The 23701-nt window shown below is 37.0% G+C and carries 21 protein-coding genes; 11 read left to right on the top strand and 10 right to left on the bottom strand.

What is annotated here, in order from left to right:
* Positions 1-129: 129 nt before the first annotated feature.
* Positions 130-990, bottom strand: a complete 861-nt coding sequence (locus IPI65_05080) for an alpha/beta hydrolase (GenBank protein MBK7440910.1) — start codon at positions 988-990, stop codon at positions 130-132.
* 271 nt (positions 991-1261) lie between these two features.
* Here IPI65_05080 and IPI65_05075 point away from each other — a divergent pair, with 271 nt between their 5' ends.
* The 3 genes from IPI65_05075 to IPI65_05065 all read left to right on the top strand — a co-directional run bounded on the left by IPI65_05075 (position 1262) and on the right by IPI65_05065 (position 3601).
* Positions 1262-1882, top strand: a complete 621-nt coding sequence (locus tag IPI65_05075; protein MBK7440909.1) for a protein-L-isoaspartate(D-aspartate) O-methyltransferase — start codon at positions 1262-1264, stop codon at positions 1880-1882.
* 167 nt (positions 1883-2049) lie between these two features.
* Entirely contained in the window at positions 2050-2865 is an 816-nt protein-coding gene (locus IPI65_05070) for a hypothetical protein (GenBank protein MBK7440908.1), read from the top strand.
* A gap of 136 nt (positions 2866-3001) precedes the next feature.
* The gene (locus tag IPI65_05065; GenBank protein ID MBK7440907.1) at positions 3002-3601 is read left to right on the top strand and encodes a hypothetical protein; all 600 of its coding nucleotides are present in this window, start codon (positions 3002-3004) and stop codon (positions 3599-3601) included.
* 11 nt (positions 3602-3612) lie between these two features.
* Here IPI65_05065 and smpB read toward each other — a convergent pair whose 3' ends face one another.
* Together smpB and IPI65_05055 are read right to left on the bottom strand one after the other, a co-directional pair.
* On the bottom strand, positions 3613-4071 hold the full coding sequence (gene smpB / locus IPI65_05060) for an SsrA-binding protein SmpB (GenBank protein ID MBK7440906.1): 459 nt from the start codon (positions 4069-4071) through the stop codon (positions 3613-3615).
* 40 nt (positions 4072-4111) lie between these two features.
* Positions 4112-4507: a hypothetical protein gene (locus tag IPI65_05055; GenBank protein MBK7440905.1), complete on the bottom strand. Its 396-nt coding sequence runs from the start codon at positions 4505-4507 to the stop codon at positions 4112-4114.
* Positions 4508-4604: 97 nt separating this feature from the next.
* On the opposite strand from IPI65_05055, the gene IPI65_05050 reads away from it, so the two are divergent.
* From IPI65_05050 to IPI65_05030, 5 genes are read left to right on the top strand one after another with little or no spacing between them, the layout of a single operon-like run.
* Positions 4605-5531: a zinc ABC transporter substrate-binding protein gene (locus tag IPI65_05050; protein MBK7440904.1), complete on the top strand. Its 927-nt coding sequence runs from the start codon at positions 4605-4607 to the stop codon at positions 5529-5531.
* A 52-nt stretch (positions 5532-5583) separates the two neighbouring features.
* Positions 5584-6357: a metal ABC transporter ATP-binding protein gene (locus IPI65_05045; GenBank protein MBK7440903.1), complete on the top strand. Its 774-nt coding sequence runs from the start codon at positions 5584-5586 to the stop codon at positions 6355-6357.
* A gap of 5 nt (positions 6358-6362) precedes the next feature.
* Positions 6363-7097, top strand: coding sequence for a hypothetical protein (locus IPI65_05040; protein MBK7440902.1), 735 nt, complete (start codon positions 6363-6365; stop codon positions 7095-7097).
* A 6-nt stretch (positions 7098-7103) separates the two neighbouring features.
* Positions 7104-8387, top strand: coding sequence for a metal ABC transporter permease (locus IPI65_05035; protein ID MBK7440901.1), 1284 nt, complete (start codon positions 7104-7106; stop codon positions 8385-8387).
* Positions 8388-8399: 12 nt separating this feature from the next.
* Positions 8400-9266 (top strand): metal ABC transporter permease, encoded by an 867-nt coding sequence (locus IPI65_05030; protein ID MBK7440900.1) that lies wholly within the window; start codon positions 8400-8402, stop codon positions 9264-9266.
* A 4-nt stretch (positions 9267-9270) separates the two neighbouring features.
* Here the strand turns inward: IPI65_05030 and IPI65_05025 are convergent, their stop codons facing one another.
* The 3 genes from IPI65_05025 to IPI65_05015 form a co-directional block, all read right to left on the bottom strand.
* On the bottom strand, positions 9271-9942 hold the full coding sequence (locus IPI65_05025; protein ID MBK7440899.1) for a metal-dependent transcriptional regulator: 672 nt from the start codon (positions 9940-9942) through the stop codon (positions 9271-9273).
* Between the two features lie 248 nt (positions 9943-10190).
* The gene (locus IPI65_05020) at positions 10191-10553 is read right to left on the bottom strand and encodes a CoA-binding protein (protein MBK7440898.1); all 363 of its coding nucleotides are present in this window, start codon (positions 10551-10553) and stop codon (positions 10191-10193) included.
* A gap of 93 nt (positions 10554-10646) precedes the next feature.
* Positions 10647-11954: a pyruvate dehydrogenase complex dihydrolipoamide acetyltransferase gene (locus tag IPI65_05015; GenBank protein ID MBK7440897.1), complete on the bottom strand. Its 1308-nt coding sequence runs from the start codon at positions 11952-11954 to the stop codon at positions 10647-10649.
* Positions 11955-12260: 306 nt separating this feature from the next.
* Between IPI65_05015 and IPI65_05010 the strand changes: the two genes are divergently transcribed.
* Positions 12261-12956, top strand: coding sequence for a hypothetical protein (locus tag IPI65_05010; GenBank protein MBK7440896.1), 696 nt, complete (start codon positions 12261-12263; stop codon positions 12954-12956).
* Between the two features lie 62 nt (positions 12957-13018).
* On the opposite strand, the gene IPI65_05005 is transcribed toward IPI65_05010, so the two are convergent.
* Positions 13019-16156 carry an insulinase family protein gene (locus IPI65_05005; protein MBK7440895.1) on the bottom strand — a complete coding sequence of 1046 codons (3138 nt, stop codon included), beginning with the start codon at positions 16154-16156 and terminating at the stop codon, positions 13019-13021.
* Positions 16157-16181: 25 nt separating this feature from the next.
* Entirely contained in the window at positions 16182-17960 is a 1779-nt protein-coding gene (locus IPI65_05000; GenBank protein MBK7440894.1) for a DNA polymerase III subunit gamma/tau, read from the bottom strand.
* A gap of 281 nt (positions 17961-18241) precedes the next feature.
* Here IPI65_05000 and IPI65_04995 point away from each other — a divergent pair, with 281 nt between their 5' ends.
* Entirely contained in the window at positions 18242-19324 is a 1083-nt protein-coding gene (locus IPI65_04995; GenBank protein MBK7440893.1) for a gliding motility-associated C-terminal domain-containing protein, read from the top strand.
* A 4-nt stretch (positions 19325-19328) separates the two neighbouring features.
* Here IPI65_04995 and IPI65_04990 read toward each other — a convergent pair whose 3' ends face one another.
* Positions 19329-20624 carry a cyanophycinase gene (locus tag IPI65_04990; GenBank protein ID MBK7440892.1) on the bottom strand — a complete coding sequence of 432 codons (1296 nt, stop codon included), beginning with the start codon at positions 20622-20624 and terminating at the stop codon, positions 19329-19331.
* A 184-nt stretch (positions 20625-20808) separates the two neighbouring features.
* Between IPI65_04990 and IPI65_04985 the strand changes: the two genes are divergently transcribed.
* Complete coding sequence (locus IPI65_04985; GenBank protein ID MBK7440891.1) at positions 20809-21888, top strand: proline dehydrogenase family protein; 1080 nt, start codon at positions 20809-20811, stop codon at positions 21886-21888.
* A 186-nt stretch (positions 21889-22074) separates the two neighbouring features.
* On the opposite strand, the gene IPI65_04980 is transcribed toward IPI65_04985, so the two are convergent.
* On the bottom strand, positions 22075-23613 hold the full coding sequence (locus tag IPI65_04980; GenBank protein ID MBK7440890.1) for a hypothetical protein: 1539 nt from the start codon (positions 23611-23613) through the stop codon (positions 22075-22077).
* Positions 23614-23701 lie beyond the last annotated feature (88 nt).

The raw sequence follows: 23701 nt of genomic DNA, 5'->3' as shown, positions 1-23701 counted from the left end.
TGGGGATGCAACCATTGGTGGTGCACATGATGGATTTATGAGTTGGGATTAAGATTCTTTGCTGTCGCGGGTAGTGTACATACGAAGTCCCCTGAGCAGGCTCAGGGGACCGGTATAAGTAGTGTAATATTATTCGCCTACTTTTTCGTAGAAGGCTTTTATTTGTTTGAAGTATTCATCGCGGTTGCTGCTGAAGTTTTTGTCGTTATCTACGCCTTTAACGGTGTAGATGGTAGTAACTTTTTTCTTCATAGCCTGTAATTCGAGCATATCAGCCTGGGTCATGATATTGCCCTGTTCGCCAATAATTAACAAAATGCCGCGGAGGTGATCACCTTTGTCGATTAAAGCCATTTTAGGTTCCAATAATGTTACGTTGTAACCGATTGGCATCATAATTCTGGTGCCTGATTTTTGTTCGTAACGATTTTGAACTGTTTCGAAAGTGGTATAAGGGTTATCTGCAATTACGTTGTGCACTTTTAAATTATTTGCACCAACACCTAAAGATAAACCACCACCAATGCCGTAGCCATATAAATCGATAGAAAATAACGCGTGATATTTTTTTACATATTCAATAACTGCAGTTAAATCGGTAGCAAATTGCTGATAGATGTAAAATTTCGGGCTCACATTAAAATCTGAGCTTTTTCCGAAACCGCGGTAATCATACATAAAAACATGATAGCCTAAACCCAGGAATTTACCTGCCTGTTCGAGGCTGTTTGCCATATTCATGTTACCGTCGTGACTAATAATTACTGATTTTTTTGAGGATTTATCATTTTTTTCACCGGGATATAAATGCCATCCAAAAAGGCTTGCACCATCGTCGGTAGAAATACGTAAGGTATCGAAAACCAGACCGTAATCTGCAGGTGTTACATCATAAGTGCGTTGTGCATTTAAGCCCAATTTTTGTTGTCCGCTTACTATTGTAGTAACACAAATGAGCACCGGTAAAATGATTTTTTTAAGCAACTTCATAATTGTTAAATAAGGTTTTTAATGTTTTTTGTTAAAATTGTTACCCCGTAGTTTCAAAATTCGTGCCTGTAAAAATAAAAAGCAGGAAATAATTTTTTCAGCTAAAAAACTGATTGTGGATAATTAGTTGTTAAAAGTGGAAAGTATACTCCTAAAGTGTTATTCATTTGCAACTGCGTAGCAGAAAATTAAGGCTGCTGATTGAAAATAACTCAAAGAAATAATTAAAGTGACGGTGAATCAGTCGTTTGACACATACAGGCATAAGGGCATGCGGCAAAAATTGGTGGAGATTTTGCGCGGGAAAGGAATATCGGATGAACGGGTACTTTCGGCAATAAATGCCATTCCGCGACATGCGTTTATGGATGCAGCCTTTTTGGAGCATGCTTATGAGGACAAAGCATTTCAAATCGGAGAAGGACAAACGATTAGTCAGCCCTATACCGTTGCTTATATGAGCGAATGGTTAGAACTGGAACCCGGCATGAAAGTGTTGGAAGTGGGGACAGGAAGCGGTTACCAGGCATCGGTTTTAGCTGAAATGGGTGCCAAAGTTTATACGATTGAGCGTTTTCGGAAATTACATGAAAAGGCTAAACAACAATTATACATTTTGGGATATACAGGCGTAAAAATGTATTTCGGCGATGGTTATGAGGGCATTCCCACACATGCGCCTTACGACAGAATTATAATAACGGCAGCAGCCAAGGAGATACCACAGCAGTTGCTGAAACAGCTTAAAGTAGGTGGTATTATCGTTTTACCATTGGGGAATGACGCCGATCAGATGATGGTAAAAATGACCAAAACCGGGGAAAATGACTTCAGAAAAGAAGTAGGTGATAATTTCAAATTTGTGCCTATGTTACCCGGTAAAATTTTCTGACATATTACAAAATATTTAATATGATATGATTCTATTGGAATTTTAATTATTTTCCAATTGCGATAAAACGTACTAAAAATCGTTCACCTCTTTAGTAAATTGTTATTTGCGCAATTTTTGCAGGCCAGTCAGTGTTTAACTTTGTTCCAAACAAAAACCTATTAATTATGAAAAAAATAATGTTAATTATGTGCTTGTCGGCATTCACAGTATCTGCGTTTGCCCAAAATATGCCTAAGGAAGGATATTCCGGCTTAGGATTTAATATTACCGGTTTGGCAACTGTTGCTTTTGGAAATTACGGTTCTTCCATTTTATCAGGTACCGAAATTCAGGACCCTGCAGGTGTTATTACCGGTGGATATCCTATAACAATTGATAACCTGATTCCACAAAGTGTTATTGCTTATAAACGTTACTACAGCGATGGCCTTGCAAGTCGCTTTTCTATTGGCTTAAACAGTGTTTCCAGCAAAACTTTTATGGGTGATTCAACAGGCGTTCCGGATGAATACTCTGAAACAGAAGTTAAATGGAATGGTTTCAGCTTTGGTATTGGCTTAGGTATGGAAAAACATATGGCTACCGAATCGAGCAAAGTAGACCCATATTTAGGTGTTGATTTAATGTTTGCCATGCTTACAGGCTTAGGTTACAGCTACACTAACGACATCACAGGAGATGGTTATTCATCATCAACAACTCAGGATGTTAGTTACCCGGGTGGTTTAGGCTTAGGCTTAAATTTAATCGGTGGTTTTAACTATTTCTTTGCTGATAATATTTCTATTGGTGGCGAAGTAGGCTTAGGTTTCGCTATGCAAAACATGGGTGGTGAATGGACTAACGATATCGTAACCAGCAGCACTAATGGCGGAACAACAACTACTACTGAATTTAATGATCGCGGTGAGTATAAAAGTGGCGTTTCCGGAATCAATGTTAACAGCTACGGCGGAGTTAACCTGATGATTTACTGGTAATTAGCAGCAAAAAATCAAAATATTATTGTCCCGGCCATGTGCCGGGATTTTTTTTATTGCAACTATTTTCCCTTTAAACCCCTCTTTCTAGCTGTTATTCCTTAACTTTGCGCCGCGATATTTTTAAGCATTTTATATGAAAAAACTACTTTCGTTTACATTAATTGGCCTTTTGGCTGCTTCTACGTTAACATTTTCAGGATGTGCAAAAGGAGAAGAAGACCCATTTTTTTCTATCCATTCACGCGATAGCCGTATAACTCAACCGTGGGTATTAAAAAGTATGACAGGAACTGTTGTAACCACTATTGACGATCAAACTACAAATTTGGAGTACGAGTATGATGGTACGAATTTATATATAACTACCAATGGTGTTACCAAAGTTTATACCTACATCTACAATATGGATATTAAAGAAAATGGTGAGGTATTTTCAGAAGAATTTATGAATGATTTTGGTGATGGCAGTGTTGTTGCTCAAAGTTCACAAACCAGTTATTGGTATTGGGGTGATGACAATAAAAGTAAAACAAGTATTAATCTTGATTTAACCGGAATTATGTCTAGTTGGGAAAATTATGATTTAACACGTCTTGCTTATAATGATATTATCATGAATGTAGATTATTCTGATAATTACACTATTTATAATCCACTTGATTCAACATACGAAGCAGGGTCTGAAAGTGTATTACTTGAATTAAAATTCGATGTTGATTTAACTGCACTTTAAACAACAGTACATTATTTATAATTTCTAAGGGATCTGTCAAGATCCCTTTTTTCGTCTTTAGCCTTAATGGAATTGCGTTTATCGTGTGTTTTTTTACCACGCGCGAGGGCTATTTCGAGTTTTGCAAAGCCGCGGTCGTTTAAAAACATTTTCAGCGGAACAATAGTGTAGCCGCGCTCTTTCACCTTTGCTAATAATTTATTTAACTCTTTTTTACTCAGCAATAATTTACGCATGCGCAAAGGTTCATGTTGCCAAACTGTTGCTTGTTTATATTCAGATATGTTGAGGCTTTTTACCCACAACTCTCCTTCTTTAAACATACAATACGCTTCATTGATACTTGCATGGCCTTCGCGTACACTTTTTATTTCGCTGCCACGCAAAACAATACCTGCTGTATACCTGTCGATAATTTCGTATTCGAAGGTGGCTCGTTTATTTCTGATATTTAATTCGGCAGGTTTCATTATTCAAAGTAACAAATAAATCGGTTAGCAAGTTCGAAAATTATTTTTCCAGAGACGACATAATGCGTTCCAGCTTTTCTTTTTTTAATATTTTTTGTCCGGTTTTCCCTTCTGCAATAATCCGTTCACCACATTTTGCAACAAACGAACAAATTACTTCATGTCCGTTAACTGCATCTAAAGTTGCAAAAAAATCAACTGTGCTGTCAACCAAAGCAGGTGAACGATGAATTACTTCAATGAATGTTCCAATTCCTTCCTCATCCGGCTCCTTCATTTCTAAAACAAACAAACGGGTGCTCCATTCTGCATCGCGGGTTAGGCAAAAAGTTGAATAAACCTGATGCACAATGCCGGTTTCAAAAGCGGCTATATCGCTGTCTGTTACCAGATGCGTAAACACTTTTTTATCTCCCGGCTTAAATGGATTAACCATAGTGGCAGCGAAGTTACGGATTTGCGCAGAAGAACAAATTTATAACATTCTAAAAATTATTTTAGACTAATCTAAATTTTTTATATACCTTTGCGTTATGAAAGGCATGAGACAACTCGTATATGTAATTGCAACCTTGCTGATTTTAGGCTCCTGCAAGCAGGAAACGGCTAAAACGGGCACAACACTCAACATAGTTACCACAACCGGTATGATTGGCGATGCGGTAAAAAATATTGTTGGTGAAAAAGCCAATGTGACTACCCTGATGGGTCCCGGTGTGGATCCACACTTGTATAAGGCAACGCAGGGCGATTTAAATGCTTTGCGCGCAGCTGATATTGTTTTTTATAACGGCGTGCACCTTGAAGGTAAAATGCAGGAGGTTTTTGACCGATTGGCAGAAAGTAAAAAAGTGTACCCGGTGGCAGCGGGAATACCTGAAGAAAAATTACGTACGGTTGCACAGGTGAATGGCGTTAAAACTCATGACCCTCACGTTTGGTTTGATGTGCAACTTTGGATATTGTGTGTGCGTGAAATTGGTAACAAAATGAGTACTGCCGATCCTGATAATGCAAAATTTTATCAGGAGCAGACAACAAAATACATAACACAATTGGAAGAACTGGATAAATACGTACGCGAAAAAATGCAGTCCATACCGGAAGCCAACAGAATATTAATTACTTCACACGATGCCTTTGGTTATTATGGTGCAGCTTATGGAATAAAAGTGAAAGGACTGCAGGGAATATCTACTGCTGCGGAGTTTGGATTAAAAGATATTACTGACATGGTTAATATGATTATTGCTGATAAAATAAAAGCGGTATTTGTTGAAAGTAGTGTGAGTCAAAAAAGTATTCAGGCTGTTGTTGAGGGATGTAATCAAAAAAATCATCCGGTTAAAACAGGTGGTACATTATATAGTGATGCAATGGGGGCAGCCGGCACTGATGAAGGTAATTATATCGGCATGGTAAAACACAATGCCAATGTGATGTATGAAGCATTAAAATAAAACCTGCTTTTAATAAAATAATTAAGCATAAAAAATAGGAATGGAAACTAAAATGATACCGGCAATTGAAGTACATGACGTAACGGTTTCTTACAATCGGAAACCTGCTTTGTGGGGAATCGATTTTGAAGTGCCGGAAGGCAAACTCGTTGGCATAATTGGGCCAAATGGTGCCGGAAAATCCACTATGATTAAAGCCATGATGGATTTAAATAGTCTTGATAGCGGATACGTAAAATTATTTGGTAAAAATATTAATGAAGTGCGCGACCGAGTTGCTTATGTGCCACAGCGTGGTAGTGTAGACTGGGATTTTCCTGCAAGTGTGCTCGATGTTGTATTAATGGGTCGTTATGGGAAAAAAGGATTGTTCAAACGCATAAACAAAGCTGATAAAGCAATGGCGATGGAATGTCTGGAAAAGGTAAATATGCAACAATATATTAACCGACAAATTTCACAACTTTCAGGTGGTCAACAGCAGCGTGTATTTATTGCAAGAAGTCTGGCGCAGGAAGCAGATTTATATTTTATGGATGAACCATTTGCGGGAATTGATGCGACTACCGAAAAAACAATTTTTGATTTACTGTTAAAAATGCGCGCAGAAGGGAAAACAATATTAGTTGTACATCACGATTTACAAAGTGCGTATGAATATTTCGACTGGATTATTTTATTAAACACACAATTAATTGCCAGCGGTCCGAAAGAAAAAATATTTGTTCCCGAGTTTTTACAAAAAACGTATGGCGGAAAAATTGATTTATTAACTAAAGTTGGTGAAATGTTAAGCGAATTGCAGGTTCCACCACGTGAAAAATAATTATTATGTTAAAACCATTCGCATTTTTTTCATGTTCATTTTTTTGTCAGGTTGGGTTTTCACAATCAGAAAGTATAATTACTGACCGCCCTGATATTACTGAAAGCGCAGAAGTAGTACCTGCGGGTTGGCTGCAATTGGAACATGGATTTCAATACAGCGATTATAATAGCCCAATTGTTGATTATGCAACAACATTAGTGAGATGGGGATTAAATGCACATACTGAATTAAGGCTTGCGTATGCGCCATCTATTGAACTTCATGAAAACCTGAAGGGCGAAACTGTATTACAAATGCAAAGCTTTTCAATGGGATTAAAAAGTATATTGTATTCCGGCAATTATTTTAATTGTGCGGCAATCAGCAGTGGTGGTTCAACTATTACAAGAGAAGAGGAAGATTTATATGCCGACCCGAATTTTGAATTACTGATTGCTGCCGCGGCTGATATCAATCAATTCTGGACGCTAAGTGTAAATACCGGTGGAACATTAAGTGGTGACGATGGATATGTAAAGATGCCTTTTTCACTTTCAAACGGAATTGCAATTGGTGATAAGTTTGGTTATTTCGCAGAATTATTTGTTGAAGATTTAACCGATTTTGAAGCCTCAGTTGATATGGGGTTTACGTATTTAATTAATACAAATATACAAGTTGACGTATCCGGTGGTTACCAATTTGATTATGATGTCCCGTTTATTTCAACCGGCTTTGCTTACAGATTTGACTTATAATATAAGATGAAAACATTTATAGATTTTATTTCACTAAACGACCCAAATGTACTATTTGTGGTAATGGGAATGATTTTATTAGGGATCAGTTCTGCTACAATTGGAACATTTGCGTTTTTACAGAAACGTGCTTTAACCGGAGATGCCATTGCACATTCGGTTTTGCCGGGAGTATGTTTGTCGTTTATATTATTCGATTCACGCAATTTGTGGATTTTATTGGGTGGCGCATTTGTAACAGGATGGTTATCTATTGTTTGTGTTGATGTAATTACGAAACGTAGCAAATTAAAATCAGATACGGCAATTGGTTTAGTATTATCAGTGTTTTTTGGTGTGGGGATATTACTACTTACTTATATTCAGCAAAGCGGAAATGCAGCGCAAAGTGGTTTAAACAATTTCCTTTTTGGAAAAGCTGCGGCCATGCAACCGGATGATATTAAAACTATGGGCGGTGTAAGCATTTTAATTATTGTGATGGTGCTTACATTTTTTAAAGAATTTAAAGTATTAAGTTTTGATCCGGCTTATGCCCAAAGTGCAGGCTTACCGGTAAATAAATTACAATTGTTGCTGACTACATTAACGGTACTTGCAGTTGCTGCAGGCATTCAGGCAGTAGGTGTTGTGCTTATGGCTGCAATGCTTATTACACCTGCTGCTGCAGCAAAATACTGGACGAACGATTTACGGAAAATGATTTTGTTAAGTGTTTTATTTGCAGTTACAGGCAGTGTTATTGGTGCTTATGTATCCTACACGGACAATAAAATGCCGACAGGGCCATGGATTGTTATGATGATTTCATTGATTGCTGTTTTGAGTATTTTATTTGCACCTAAAAAAGGTGTAGTTCCGAAGTATATCATCCGAAAAAAATATTTGAATAAAATGTTGCGTGAAAATATTCTGAAAGAAATGTATCATTTGGAAGAAAAAAATCCGGGTAAAAATGTTTTTACACTTTCAGAAATTGTTGAAGAGCGCGAAATGAAAAACAGAGAGTTTAAACAGGGTTTTAGTATGTTGTTGCACAACGACTATGTTGTGAAACATGTAAACGGATTTTTATTGACAGAAGCCGGTCAGGCAGAAGGCAAACGTATTACACGCATTCACCGTTTGTGGGAAATGTATTTAACCCAACAATTACAAATTCAGGGCGACCATGTGCATGATGATGCTGAAGGGATAGAACATATTATTACGCCGGAAATTGAACAAAAATTAATTATGCTTTTAGATAAGCCGGAAAAAGATCCGCATGAAAAAATTATACCTTATTAATAATGTAATATGATGACAGATGCATTTTGGATAATGTTAACGGGTAGTTTGGTGGCAGTTACATCAGGGTTATTGGGATGTTACTTAATACTACGAAAAATGACCATGGTTGGTGATGCCATTTCGCATGCCGTTTTACCGGGCATTGCAATTGCATTTTTAATTAGTGGTTCAAGAAACTCGGTTCCGATGTTAATTGGAGCAGCTGCTTTTGGGATGTTGTGCACCGTTTTAATAGAATTATTTCATAAAAAAGCAAAATTGCAAGAGGATGCCAGCATCGGAATAAGTTTTACCTGGTTATTTGCATTAGGTGTAATATTAATTACCTATTTTGCAGATAAGGTAGATTTAGATCAAGACTGCGTTTTATATGGCGACATTACATTTATTAATTTCGAAACGTGGGCGGGTGTGCCAACTGCAGTTTGGTTATTGGGTAGTTTATTCATTTTTATTTTAGGATTTATTTTAATTGGATACAAGGGATTATACTTAACGACATTTGATCCGGATTATGCCATTACACTTGGCGTATCAGTAACCTTGTGGCATTATTTATTAATGGGTGCCGTGTCGATGACAACCGTATTATCGTTTGAAAGTGTAGGTGCTATTTTAGTTGTAGCATTTTTAATTGTTCCGGGTGCAACAGCTTATTTAATTACACATAAATTAAAAGTGATGCTTTTATTGGCTGCAGCTATAGGTATTGTTGCCAGTGTGGGTGGATATTATCTTGCCTTACTTTTAAATGCATCGGTTTCAGGTGCAATGGTAACTGTATTGGGCGGATTATTTTTAATCGCTTTTTGTGGTAATTTGCTAGTGAGCAGAAATAAAAAAATGTTGGTGCCTGAACCAAGCGCCGGAGTTTAACAAATCATTTTGTTTTCCGGACTAATAAATTTGCAGCTACTTTTTGCGAAACAACCAATTCGTGTTTGTGATTAATTAAAATCACTTTACTTTGGTCGTATTCTTCGTCATCTTTTATTTTGATGCGTGTATGAATTACCAATTGAATTTTATTGAGATATTGCAGAAATTGTGTTGAGTGGTCGATAACACCTGCAATTATACCTTCATCACCCTTTTGCATTTTATCGAGTGTAATATCTTCATGATAATCGATATTTCCATCTTTATCGGGAATAGGGTCACCATGTGGGTCGAATTTAGGGAAGCCGAGAAAATGGTCGATACGGTCGGTTAAAATTTCGGAATTAATATGTTCCAGTTGTTCGGCGAGTTCATCAACTTCATCCCAACTGAATTTTAATTTATCTACTAAAAATGTTTCCCAGAGACGGTGTTTACGTATTAAATCTTTCGCGAGTTTTTTTCCTTTTTCAGTTAACGAAACACCGTAATATTTTTCGTAGTGTAATAATTTTTTGGTTGCCAACTTTTTGAGCATATCGGTTACCGATGCTGCCGTAGTAGATAGTTTTTCGGCAATCGCATTGGTGCTGACATTACCATTTTGCATTTCTGAAAGTTTAAATATTGCCTTCAGGTAATTTTCTTCGGTATGTGATATTACAGTGCTCAAAATTTCCGGTTATAAATGTAATGCAATATTAAATCAATTTTTTTAATGTGCTGTTTGAATCAAATTGGAATTTTTACTCCGAATCGCGTTAGGGATTGGAGTGGAAAGCCCACAGGCGCTGTAACGCAGTGGAAGCGACGAGGACTTGGAGCGAAAAGCCCGACCCCTATAGTAGATAAATAATTTGCGGGGGCAAATTATTTATCTACTATAGGGGAAACGCCCAAAAAAAGTTTATAGTTAATATTTTAATAATCGCCAATAGAGAGCATTACCAGTGTGCATGCTTCGATTGTTTGGATGCCGTTTTTTTCGGCGAGGTTTGCGAGTTCATCGTTTTCGGTACCGGGATTAAAAATGATTCGTTTTGGGTGCAGTTGCAAGATATAATCGTAATAATTTTTTTGCAATTGTGGATTTACATAAAGTGTAACCGTATCAATATCGTTGTCGAGGGGACGTTCTTTTACCACCGGAATATTATCGATCATTTCATCTTTTTTTCCGAGTGCCAAAACGGGATGACCGTGCGCCGTTAATTTTTTTACAGCGCGATATGCATAACGTTCAGGATTATTGGAAGCACCAATTACCAAAGTTTTTTTCGACATATTATTAAAATTCAAAAATGGCAGAAAAAGTTCCGACTAATTTATTTACTAAAACAAAAATGGTCGGTAAAAACCAACCATTTTATTTATAATTTAAGCAAGCATCCGAACGGGATCTTCGAGATATTGTTTTAATGTTTGTAAAAATTTTGCACCAACAGCGCCATCAACCACGCGATGATCACAACTCATGGTAAGTTTCATCACATTGCCCGGAACAACTTGTCCGTTTTTAACAACCGGAACCTGCTGAATGCCGCCCACAGCAAGGATACAAGCGTCCGGCGGATTTATAATTGCAGTAAATTCTTCGATACCCATCATACCCAAATTGGAAATGGTAAATGTATTTCCTTCCCAGTCGGCAGGCTGTAATTTTCTATTTTTTGCACGTTCGGCAAGGTCGCCTGTTTCAGCAGAAATTTGCGACAACGATTTATTATCTGCAAAACGAATTACCGGCACAACCAATCCGTCATTTATTGCAACAGCAACACCAATATGAATATGTTTATTTGTTCTGATGGTATCGCCTAACCAACTTGAATTAACAGCAGGATTTCGACGCAATGCCATTGCGGAAGCTTTCACAACGAGGTCGTTAAAAGATATTTTTACCGGGCTCACTTCGTTAAGTGATTTACGTGCAGCGATTGCATTATCCATATCAACCGAAATGGTTAAATAAAAATGTGGTGCAGTAAATTTACTTTGCGATAAACGTGCAGCGATAACTTTTCGCATTTGCGAAACCGGTGTTTCATCGTATCCTTCTTCGCCAACAATTTGAGGAATTTGGATAACAGGTTTTTCCGTTTTAGCAGCTTCTTTTGTTTGCGGAACAAATTCTTCTACATCTTTTTTAATGATGCGACCTTCAGGTCCGCTACCTGAAACAGCGTCGAGGCTAATGCCTTTATCCTGAGCAATTTTTTTCGCTAAAGGTGATGCTTTTATTCTGCCGTCTTCGGTATTTTCTTTGGCAACCGGTGCTTCGGTTTTGGTTTCAGGTTTTTCCTCAGTTTTAGTTTCAACTTTGGCTGCTTCCTTAACTTCGGTTTTCACCTCTGCCTTTGGCTCAGCTTCGGGCGCTTTTTCTTCCTTTTTTTCAACCGGAGCTGCGGTTTTGCCTGAATCATTCAACAATGCCTGAAAATCTTCACCGGGAGCACCAACAATTGCGATAACCTGATCAACCTGAGCACTTTTTCCCTTTTCAACCCCTATATACAACAGTGTTCCTTTCACATAGTTTTCGAGCTCCATAGTGGCCTTATCGGTCTCCACTTCTGCAAGAATATCACCTGATTTTACTGTATCGCCCACTTTTTTATGCCATTCCACAAAAGTTCCCTCTGTCATGGTGTCGCTCATTCGGGGCATACGTATTACTTCCGCCATAATCACTATTATTTAGTGCGAAAATAGGAAGAAAAGTGGGAAAATTTATGGGGGGAGGTGGATTGTGCTGTTGAGGTAGGGTGTTCATCATAGCTCCGGGGACGGTTGTTGGTTTAGGGTTTGGATTTGCAGCAGCGGTATGCTGCAACTACTTAGCTCAGAAGCGGGTAATGGAGGGAGGTGAAAATAGTATTAAAAGCACGCAGCTAAATCAATATAATATTTTCATTTATCTGATAAAATAAAGTAATGCACTAACACAATAAAATTGATTTTTTTACGTTACTGCACTTCAATTGCCCATTTATGAAAACCATGTTTATTATTTGCTGTTTATTTTGTTTACAGGCAGATTGTAATCAAGTTCCGACATCACCCGCAGCAACTGCAACTCCGGTTTCATACACAGAAATAAAATCTAAAATCACATCTGAACAACAACGATTACATGATGCATATCTGGAAGTTGGAAATAATAAGGATAGTTTAATAAAAGTATCTCGTGCTTATATTTTTGGAGAAATAACGAATTCCGTTTTTCCTGCATGGTTCGGCACACCCTGGGCATTTAATGGTACTACCACACAACCAAAAACGGATTCTATTGCATGTGGATATTTTGTCACTACCGTTTTACGTGATGCAGGGTTTAAAATACCGCGCGTTAAATGGGCGCAAATGGCATCGGAAACGATGATTTTACGCATGACAACAGACATTAAACGTTATAGTAATGTGCCTGCAGAAAAAGTAATTGCGGAAATAAAAACGCGGGGCCCCGGATTGTATGTTGTAGGTTTAGATTTACATGTTGGATTTATATATTACGATGCCAAAACAATTCAATTTGTGCATTCAAATTATTATCAGCCGGATATTGGTGTGATGGCTGAAGAACCAATTGGTGTAAATCCTTTTTACTATTCAAAATATCGCGTGGTAGGAAAAATTCTTGACGATAAAATGATGACCGCCTGGCTCGCCGGAAGTGCCATTGAATAATACAATAAAAAAAGAGCCGCTAATTACTTAACGGCTCTGAATAACATAATTTATTAATATAATTAATACCCGAAAATTTCTTCGAGGGTTAATTCTTTAAATTCACCTATTGATTGTAAATAAGCTAAATCCAATTTCGTTTTATCGCCCATTACAATTATGGTATATGTATTATCTGCAATATGGTCGTTGAAAAATTGTTGTAAATCCTGCATTGTCATACCACGTACTTCTGTATATATATCTCTGCGGATATCGGTAGTTAATCCTCTGCGTTTAGCATTTTCATAACTCCAGAAAATATTTGCACGCGTAATACGTTCGCTTTCAATTTGTTTAGTAACCGATTCAATACTAGCATTAAATTGTTCTTCTGCCTGTGGCATATTGTTCATAATTTCAAGCATTGCTTCAATGGCCATTTGCATTTTATCTGCCTGAGTGCCAACAAATGCGCGAACATAATGCGCTTCATCTTTATTTGCCGGAGTAGTATAATTGGAATACGCTGAATAGGCTAAAGCTTTTGTTTCACGAATTTCCTGGAATACAATACTGGATAATCCACTTCCAAAATATTCGTTAAATAAGCGAGCTGCAGGTAACGATGCTTTATTAAAAGTTTCATCTTTTCCCATAAACATCACCTGTGCCTGAACCATAGGATAGTTTACAAAATATACTTTATTGGTTTTTGTTTCCTGCTCCGTATATTTTTTAGCTACAGGATAATCCAATAAATTTTCATTTGCTTTATGATACTTTGCCAACACGGTTTTTACTTCATCCTGTGAACGCTGACCGTAATAAAATATTCGGTGTTTGTAGGTGCTGAGCGATTTAATTTTACCCGTCAAATCGGCCGGTAAAGTATTATTTAATTCTTTTTCAGTAAGCAAGTCAGTAACCGGCGAAAAACTTCCATATCTGGCATAACTGGCCATTGCGCTGTTGAATATAGCCGATTTATTTGTTTTGGCATCAACACGTTCTTTTATCATCCCGTTTACTAATTCTTTATATGCTTTATTGTCGGGTTGAACAGCACTTAACACATGTTCAAACAGTTCAACACCTTTATCTAAATTACTTTCCAAACCTGACAATGAAACATACACCCTGTCGCTCGATGTATATACATTAAAGCTCAAACCATATTTAAAAAATTCTTTCTGTAAATCAGAAGCTGAGTATTTATCTGTCCCCAAGTAAGGTAAATAATTTATTGCAAGGGTTAAATACAAATCGTTAGCAGAACCCATATCAAAAATGTAATACAATTCAAATAAATTATTCTCTTCATTTTTAATATACGCAAACGGAACATTTGTTCCCAAGGTTTGGTTGCTGATACGTTTGTTGTAATCGATAAAATCAGGTTGTACGCGGCTGGAAGGTAATTCCATGAATTTTTTCAGAAATACACTTTGCGCTTCGCGATTTGCTTCAATTGGCGTAATTGCCGGCTTGTCAACTTTTTTTATGTTTTTATCTTCACCTTTACGTTTATAAATAACCGCATAATTATTATTACCTAAATATTTATTCGCGAATTCTATTACTTCCTGTTTAGAGATTTTTTCCATCACTTTATATTCATTCAGGTAATTACCCCAGTCAACACCCTTTACGAAAGTATTCACAAATGCGCTTGCTCTGCCGGTATTCGATTCAAATGATTTTGTTCTGGATAATTCATAATCGTTTACTACAGCTTTTATCAGCCATTCATCAAATTCGCCGCGTTTTAATTTTTCTATTTCTGCTAATAGTAATTGCTCACATTCTTCGAGGGTTTGGCCTTCGCGCGGATCTGCCGATAATGTTAAAACAGAATATTCTTTCCATTCAGTTGAATAAGCGCCGGCATCCAAAACTTTTTGTTGCTGATTCAAATCCAAGTCAATCAACCCGGCCTGTGCATTATATAAAATTCCGGTAATCAATTTTGCCATTATCGATTCCTTTGTATTTGCGCCCGGTAAACGATAACCCATCATCATGGTTTCTGATTCCTGTCCCCACACATCGCGGCGTTGCACTTCGGTCATTGGTTTTTCAGGAGCAAATTTCATTTCGCCGACAGGTTTATTTACATAAGTGCCAAAGTATTTATTAATGAGCTCAATCGTTTTATCGTAATCAATATCTCCACTCAAACAAATGGCCATATTACTCGGAACATAATAAGTATAAAAATATCCCATGATGTTCACCATCGAAGGATTTTTTAAATGTTCACCTTCACCAATTGTGGTTTGTGTGCCATAAGGATGTGTTGGAAATAACGCACGATAATATGATTCAAACATTTTGCTGCCGTCGCGATCCTGTCCCATATTATATTCTTCATACACTGCTTCCAATTCAGTATGAAATAAACGTAATACACAGGTGCTGAAACGTTCACTTTCAATTACCAGCCATTTTTCCAATTCATTGGCAGGAATATCATTCACATAAACCGTTTGTTCTTTGCTGGTATATGCATTTGTTCCTTTTGCTCCCAGTGAAGTAATCATTTTATCATATTCATTAGGTACCGCAAATTTTGCAGCTTCCTGACTCATGACATCAATTTGTTTATAAATAGCAGCTTTTTTTACCGGGTCTTTTTCGTTGCGATGTTGTTCATATAATTGTGCAATGGCATCAATTACCATTTTTTCGCGCGACCAATTTGTTGTGCCAATATTACTTGTTCCCTTAAACATCATGTGCTCTAAATAATGCGCTAATCCTGTTGTTTCTTTCGGGTCGTTTTTAGAGCCTGCTTTTACAGCAATGTAGGTTTGAATTCTTGGTTCCGCTTTATTTTGTGATAAATAAACAGTTAAACCGTTATTTAATTTATAAATACGTGTTCTGGTTGGATCGTCAGGCACAGTTGTAAATGCATACTTTCCCGGTTTTGGCGGAATATTTTGTGCATTTGATGTGTTATTAGCATTAAAAATACTAATCGGATCTGGTGTGCCCGGTTCAACTCGAACCGGTCCGCTTACACCACTTGATGACGACGATGAAGAAGAGGATGAACTCTGACTTCCCGTTGTTGGTGGTTTATTATTGGGATTTGAATTTCCCGATGAACTTGATGAACCTGAAGTTGGTTGTGCAATCAAAGCCTGACTGAACAATAACATTGTGATTACACATGTTACCGGCAAATTAATAAATAAACGAAATTGTTTTTTCATAGTATTTGTTTACAATTAAATTCAATTAATAATCCAGCTCAAAGCCGAGTGATTCTTTCAACTCTTTTATGAGCGGATTTATTTCTTCCATTTTTTTATATTTTTCCTGTGTTGTATAAGGTCGTTTTACTTTATCACTTTTGACCGTTTCTACAACAAACGAAATATCAAATTGATTATTTTCAAGCCCTTCCATTATAAATTCACGTAAATCGTTTTGCATTTCCTTCATAATATTGGCTTCCAGGTTTGACTCCAGCCTTACAACAATATTATTGGTATCATTAATGGAAACTGCGGCTGCATCCATAATAATTGCCACACGGTTTTGATCGTTACGGATAAAATCAGCATATTGTTTCCAAACAATAAAAAACATTTCCGGTGAAATTACCTTCAGCGGCTCTTCGGTTTTTTGCACCAGTTGAGCGGCATTTTTTTCGTCTTCTTCTTTTTTTATAGCCTGACGTAAATCTGTTTTTTTCGGTATCATTACCGTTTCCACCGATTCAACCTGTGCTGTAATTATTGTACTATTTTCAACCTTTACCTTTTTAACAGGCGCATCATTAACCGGTTCTTTTTTTTCTGCAACCGGCTGCGTATCAGATTTTACGGGGGTTTCAAGACGATTACTAAAAACGGTTTGGCGTTTTCCGTTCAGGTCAGAAGTTTTTTTTTCCACGCCGCCATTTGCCAGTGTAGAAACTGCATTGTGCATATAACACAATTTCATAATAGCCAACTCCACATGCAAACGTTTGTTTTTGCTTGCACGATAATTTACATCTGCACCATTTAAAATATTTAAACCGCTTATTAAAAACGAAGCACTGATTAAATCACTTTGGTTTTTATAACGTTCAATTACCGATTCACTGGTATCGAGTAGTTTAAGTGTATTTTCATCTTTACAAACCAAAATATTTCTAAAGTGTTCTGCGAGTCCGTTTATGAAAATATCACCATCAAATCCTTTATTAATAATTTCATCAAATAACAACAAAGCAGTAGTTACATCTTCTGCAGCAAATGCTTCTGTTATTTTGAAAAAATATTCATAGTCGAGAATATTTAAATTTTCAATTACATCTTTTGCCGTAATTGTTTTGCCCGAAAAACTGGTAATTCTGTCGAAAATACTCAATGCATCGCGCATAGCACCATCCGCTTTTTGCGCAATCAGGTGCATGGCTTCGTCGGTGCAATCTATTCCCTCGTTTTTACAAATAATTTCCAACTGTTTGGTCATGTGTTTGATTTTGATACGGTTAAAATCAAAAATCTGACAACGACTCAAAATAGTCGGAATAATTTTATGTTTTTCTGTTGTGGCAAGAATAAATTTTACGTAAACAGGCGGTTCTTCCAACGTTTTCAAAAATGCGTTAAACGCAGATGCGCTGAGCATATGAACCTCATCAATAATATAAATCTTAAATTTTCCTGAAGCCGGTGCATAACGAACCTGATCAACGAGACTGCGGATATCTTCCACCGAGTTGTTTGATGCAGCATCCACTTCATGAATATTGAACGATGCATTTTCGTTAAAAGAAGTACAACTTTCGCATGCATTACATGCTTCGCCATTTTCCTGTAAATTTTCGCAATTAATGGTTTTTGCAAGAATACGCGCACAGGTTGTTTTCCCCACCCCTCTTGGTCCGCAAAATAAAAACGATTGCGCCAAATGGTTATTTTTAATCGCATTTTTTAACGTAACCACCACCTGGTCCTGCCCTATTACATCATGCCATGATGAAGGCCGGTATTTCCTCGCTGAAACAACAAAACTCTGCACGGGGTAAAGATACTAATTTTGCCGACTTTTGGTATTTGCATTCTGACACAAAATTTACCCGCCAAGAGCCCTAAAAATCGCATTTCCTCAATAATTATGATACTTTTGTAGTGACCAACTACCGACGCCTAATGCCGCTTACGGCTACATTTCTATCTGTTTCAACCACTTGCATCAAATTTATTGTTGCAGTTTGTTTTGTATTGGGTTTTCAGGTTGGCCACGGGCAAAATCTTATCCCCAACGGCGATTTTGAACTATTTGACAGCTGCCCAAACAACATGTCACAACTCGAATACACACCCTTTTGGTTCGACCCTACTTTTGCCACTGCCGATTATTTTAATAGCTGCGACATGGGTGAAATGGCCTCCGTTCCGGGCAATTTTATGGGCTCACAAACAGCACAATCCGGCAACGGATATGCAGGCATTTTTGTCGGACAAACCGGCGGCTCTCCCTATCGTGAATTTATTGAAGTTGCCTTAACAGAACCGTTGATTGCGAATAGACCATACCACATTGAATATTTTGTGAGCCTTGCCGAACAAAGCAGTTGCTTCCCGACAAATATTTGTATGTATTTAACCAATCAACTGCTTACCGATTTTTCTACGACCGGTTACTTTACTAATCCGCTTGCTTTCGAACAAACATTTTGCAATCAGGAAGGAATTGTTTTTGATAATGAAAACAACTGGATAAAAATGGATTATTGTTTTATTGCAAGCGGTGAAGAAAAATATTTACTGATTGGTAATAATTATTCAGATGCTTTTTCACCATGTTTAGGTGATGGAGGTGCATTTCATTCCGCTTATTTATATCTCGATAATATTTCATTAATACCCATGCCGGTACAAACTGTTTATTTTGATACCGCAGTGTGTAAAGGCCAGCTTGTTGATATTGATTTAACCGAATTAATTGATGAACCAGATAATACTGAACCCTTATTTGTTTGGCAAGATGGTTTTATCGGAAGTAAACGCACCATTAAACAAAACGGAATGTATATTGCAACGGTAAATAACAGTTGTGCAACTGATACCATATTTGTACAAATCGATTATTTAACTGACTGCCCCGAAGTATTTATTATCCCAAATGCATTTTCTCCAAATCAGGATGGCGTTAACGATAAATTCCGCATCACCGAAGAAAATATTATGATTACTCAATTTGATATCTACAACCGCTACGGCAAAAAAATATTTACGGTTTCCGATTATAATACTGGCTGGGATGGCACTATTAACGGCGTTCCTGCCGATATCGGTGTGTATGTTTACAACCTCACTTACTTCAACAACATAAGCGAAACAACCGAAATTAAACAAGGTTATATTACCTTAATCCGTTAAAAATTTATTTAGTAAAAATGCCGGAATATATTTTACCTGCAGCATCAGTAGCAGAAAATAAATAATTACCCGGTATTAAATCCTTAATTGAAATTAGATTGGAATCCAAACTATTTTCTGCAATTAATTTTCCGCTAATATCACGAATAAAATATTTTTCAAAATGTATTGCACTGGTAATTATTAAAACCTGCTGCTGCTGATTTACCATTAAATTAATTGAATTTTCATCAAGTTGATTCACTTGCAAAACGGTATCACAATTAATTGGTGAAGCTGATTCCGTATTATTAAAAACTGCATTTTCTACCCACCAGTTTTCCCAGCTATAAGTTGCATCTGTAACCGTTTTCCAGTCGTTTAAATCAACATAACCCGCACCTGAATTTGTGCCTGCAACTTTTATCACTTTTAATGCAGCTTCACTCCTGTTCCAGGTTAATTTTTCACCATCTTCACACACTTCCGGTGTTGCAGGTTCGTAACAATTCATTTGTAAAAAAAATGCATAATCTTCATCAGCAGGATATGAGCCATACACATGTGCATGATTATTTTCATCAATACAAACAGCAGTATATTCCTCAACACCAATACCATAAAATGTTCCACCGTAATCAGTAACTAATCGCGCTAAAAATGCAACTTGTCTTCCGCGTCTGTCGGGGTTATCATAATGTGTATCTGTAATAATATTTTGTGTTGCCGGATTATTTAAAAAATCAGCATAGCCGAGTTTCATTAAAGCATGAAAAGGATCCTGCATGGCAAGTGAAGAAGTAATTGTGCCATTTTCAGCCGAAAAATATGCTTCGCCCTGAATTGCACATCCGGCGCTGGTTCCACCAATGGTTATTTGTTTATCATTAATCAGTGCATTAAATGCATCTTCCATCGGTGTATCCCGCCAAAACGAAACATAATCCCACTGGTCGCCACCGGCAAACCATAAAGCATCTGCTTCGCTCACTCTGCGTAAAACATAAGGGTCGGTTGAGGCTTCGGCAGTATTACAAACTATCGTTTCAACCGAATTAACATCAACACCCAAATCAGCATAAAAATAATCGTTATACCCATCCTCACCCGTTGTCCGCAAAACCAAAATATCGCCACCGTTTGCACGTTCCAAAAACCAGCGCATGGCATTGTCATTTTCAGTTGCACCACCCATCAAAACTGTCCCTTTAAGCGGTGTTACAGTCACATCAGCAGTGTCGCCGGTAAAATAACTGGTGTAAGACTGTCCCATCACCATAACATTACAACAAATAAGCAAAATCGCCTGAAATAGCCGCATATCAATCATTTTGAGCAAATATAAGTAGTAAAGTCATTTTTTCATTTAATACAACCGCGTATATTTGCCAAAAATCATTACAACCTTGGAACCTTCGCCGAAAATCGATTTTAACGATACCGAAATAGCTTTTTCAGGTAAATCAAATAAGGAACTTAAATGGGAACACTGGTTATTCAAAGTGATGAATAATCCGGCTATGACCAACACCCTTACCTCTCTGGCCAACTTAACATTAAAAATGCATTTGCCATTTAAATGGGCAATTAAAAAAACCGTTTATGAGCAATTTTGTGGTGGTGAAACGTTGGAAGAAACAATTCCGGTATTAAATAAATTAGAACAATTCAACATCGGTGCCATTATCGATTATGGTGTTGAAGGAAAAGAATCAGAAGCAGAATTTGAGCGGACAAAAAATGAATTAATCCGAATTATACAATTTGCTTCAGGTAAAAAAAATATTCCGTTTATCAGCAGTAAAGTAACCGGTGTTACCAGTTTTGCATTATTGGAAAAATTAAATGCGAAAGCACAATTAACTGCAGACGAAGAATCTGAAAAAGTGAAATTGTATAGCCGCATGGACCAAATTGCAAAAGCGGCTTCCGATAATCATATCGGATTATTTATTGATGCAGAAGAAAGTTGGATTCAGGATGCTGTTGATGAATTAACATTTGAATTAATGCGCAAGTACAATAAAACAAAAGCTGTTGTATATGCCACGCCGCAAATGTATCGTCACGACCGCCTCGAATTTTCGAAACACGCATTGGCCGATGCTGTTGAACATAATTATATACTCGGATTAAAACCGGTTCGTGGTGCTTATATGGATAAAGAACGCAAGCGCGCCGAAGAAATGAATTATCCATCGCCAATTCAACCCGACAAAAATGCAACCGACCACGATTATGATGCGGTTATTATGTTGTGTTTAAATAATAGTGAACGAATTTCCGTTTGCGCAGCAACACATAACGAAAAAAGTAGTTTATTACTTGCTAGCGAAATGCAAAAAAGAAATATTCCTGCAAATCATCCGCATTTTTATTTTTCACAATTATATGGCATGAGCGATCAAATTACTTACAACCTCGCAAAGGCCGGATTTAATGTAACAAAATATTTACCTTACGGTCCTGTTAAAGATGTAATCCCTTATTTAATTCGTCGCGCTCAGGAAAACAAATCGGTAAGCGGACAAATGAGCCGTGAACTCAATCTCATCGACAAAGAAATTAAACGCAGAGGTTTGTAATTTTTTTTGGGCGTTTCCCCTATAGTGATAAATAATTTGCCCCCGCAAATTATTTATCTACTATAGGGGCCGGGCTTTCCGTTCCAAGTCCTCGTCGCTTCCACTGCGTTACAGCTCCTGCGGGCTTTCCACTACAATCCCTAACGCGATTCGGAGTTTAAATAACATCTTTAGTAAAACAGCACATTAATTAAATTGAATCGCTCCAATGTATTCCTTTTTTCCATCTTTGGCAAAGAAAATAAATTTATCTTTTGTTGATTGCTGCGACATGGTAACGCGCAACTGGTAAGTGCTGATTTCTGCCGGAATAACAACCTTTTTATAAGTGCCGTCGCTGCTAATTGTCACCATCATAATTGCCGAATTTTTAGCCTGGTAATCTTCGAGCTCAGCATAACTTTTTGCATTTACATTTTTTACATTGCCATTATAAAATAAATATATTTTATCTCGGGTTTGCATAAAATTATAGGATGTATAATCATCTAAAATAGTATATTGTTTTTTGGGCACGGCATTCATCCAGGTTATTCCGGCATTCGCGTCAATACCAACTGATATTAGACTCAAAGCACTGTATACACCGCCGGCCTGAGTTTCACTGTAAATAAATTCTTCAATCAAAAAAATAAAATCGCCATTGTCCATTAATAACAACTCATCAAGTGAAAATTCAAGGTTGGCATTTTTATTGGTTTCAAGTCGTTTTAATAAATCTGCGGTAAATTTTTTAGATGTCGCATTAGCAATTGTGAGGGTTGATTTATCTACTGAAATAGCATAGAAAGCATCTATCTCTTTTGGTTCATCATTCGAATTACAAATTCCTGATACCATTATATTACCTGTTTTATCAAAAGCCATTGTACCATCTAAAATATTAACGCCTTTTATATTAAGTTCAAGTTCAGTTATTGTTGCTCCTTTGTTTGTAATTTTATGTAAGCTTGTAATTGCTTTATTGGCGCTTGGTTTCATTTTGTTGATTTCAGCACCAAATCTCCATCCCAAAACATAAACATCACCATTATTATCAACCTGTACCTGCGATGTGGTGTATTTATTTTCACCATACGGAATTACAATTTCTTTTTCCCAATTTTTCACCATGCCTTCACCAAATACTGCAATAGTTGTACTATTACCTCCATAATAACGGTCCAATACACGCGCATAATCCCTCCCGGCACCCGGCGAGTAAAAAGAATGAAAAGCGATACTTTTTTTGTCGGGCGACAGAGCCGTCTGAAGCGCTAGAGAAAATTCATCCTCCCCTTGTTTTTTTGAATATAATAAAATTGGTGTACCGGAATTATATAATTTATCGGTTTCTAATTTTTGACCATAAACATTCCAGGTCTTGCTTTTTTTATTTAATTTAAATGAAATACTGTATAAGTCGCCGCCTAATAAAATTGGCCACTCTAAACTTTCATCATCATCCTGAACAATTTCCTTTTCTGCAAGCAATTTAAGGTCATTCGAAAATTTCTGGATCACTAATGCAGATTGAGTGCCTGTTGCATTAAAACCAACTTCAAATTTATATTTTGAAGTAAAACTGGCTACATAAAATCCGCTTTCATCACCACCTAGATTTTTGGATGCATCTGCACCAACCTCTTTATCTAATAAAGAAGTTTGAACCTTAATATCCTGAGCAGTAACAGTAAAAATCTGTAAAAAAAAGAGACAAACACCAATAATTCGTAAATGTTTCATGTTGTTGATTTAAGTTGAATAATAAACGATGGGAAAACAATTTAGCTGCACAAATATAATCCATTGACCATATTCACCATTTCTATCA

The sequence above is a fragment of the Bacteroidota bacterium genome, from assembly GCA_016706255.1.
Lineage (GTDB): Bacteria > Bacteroidota > Bacteroidia > Chitinophagales > BACL12 > UBA7236.
This window is presented reverse-complemented; position numbering and strand designations above follow the sequence as displayed.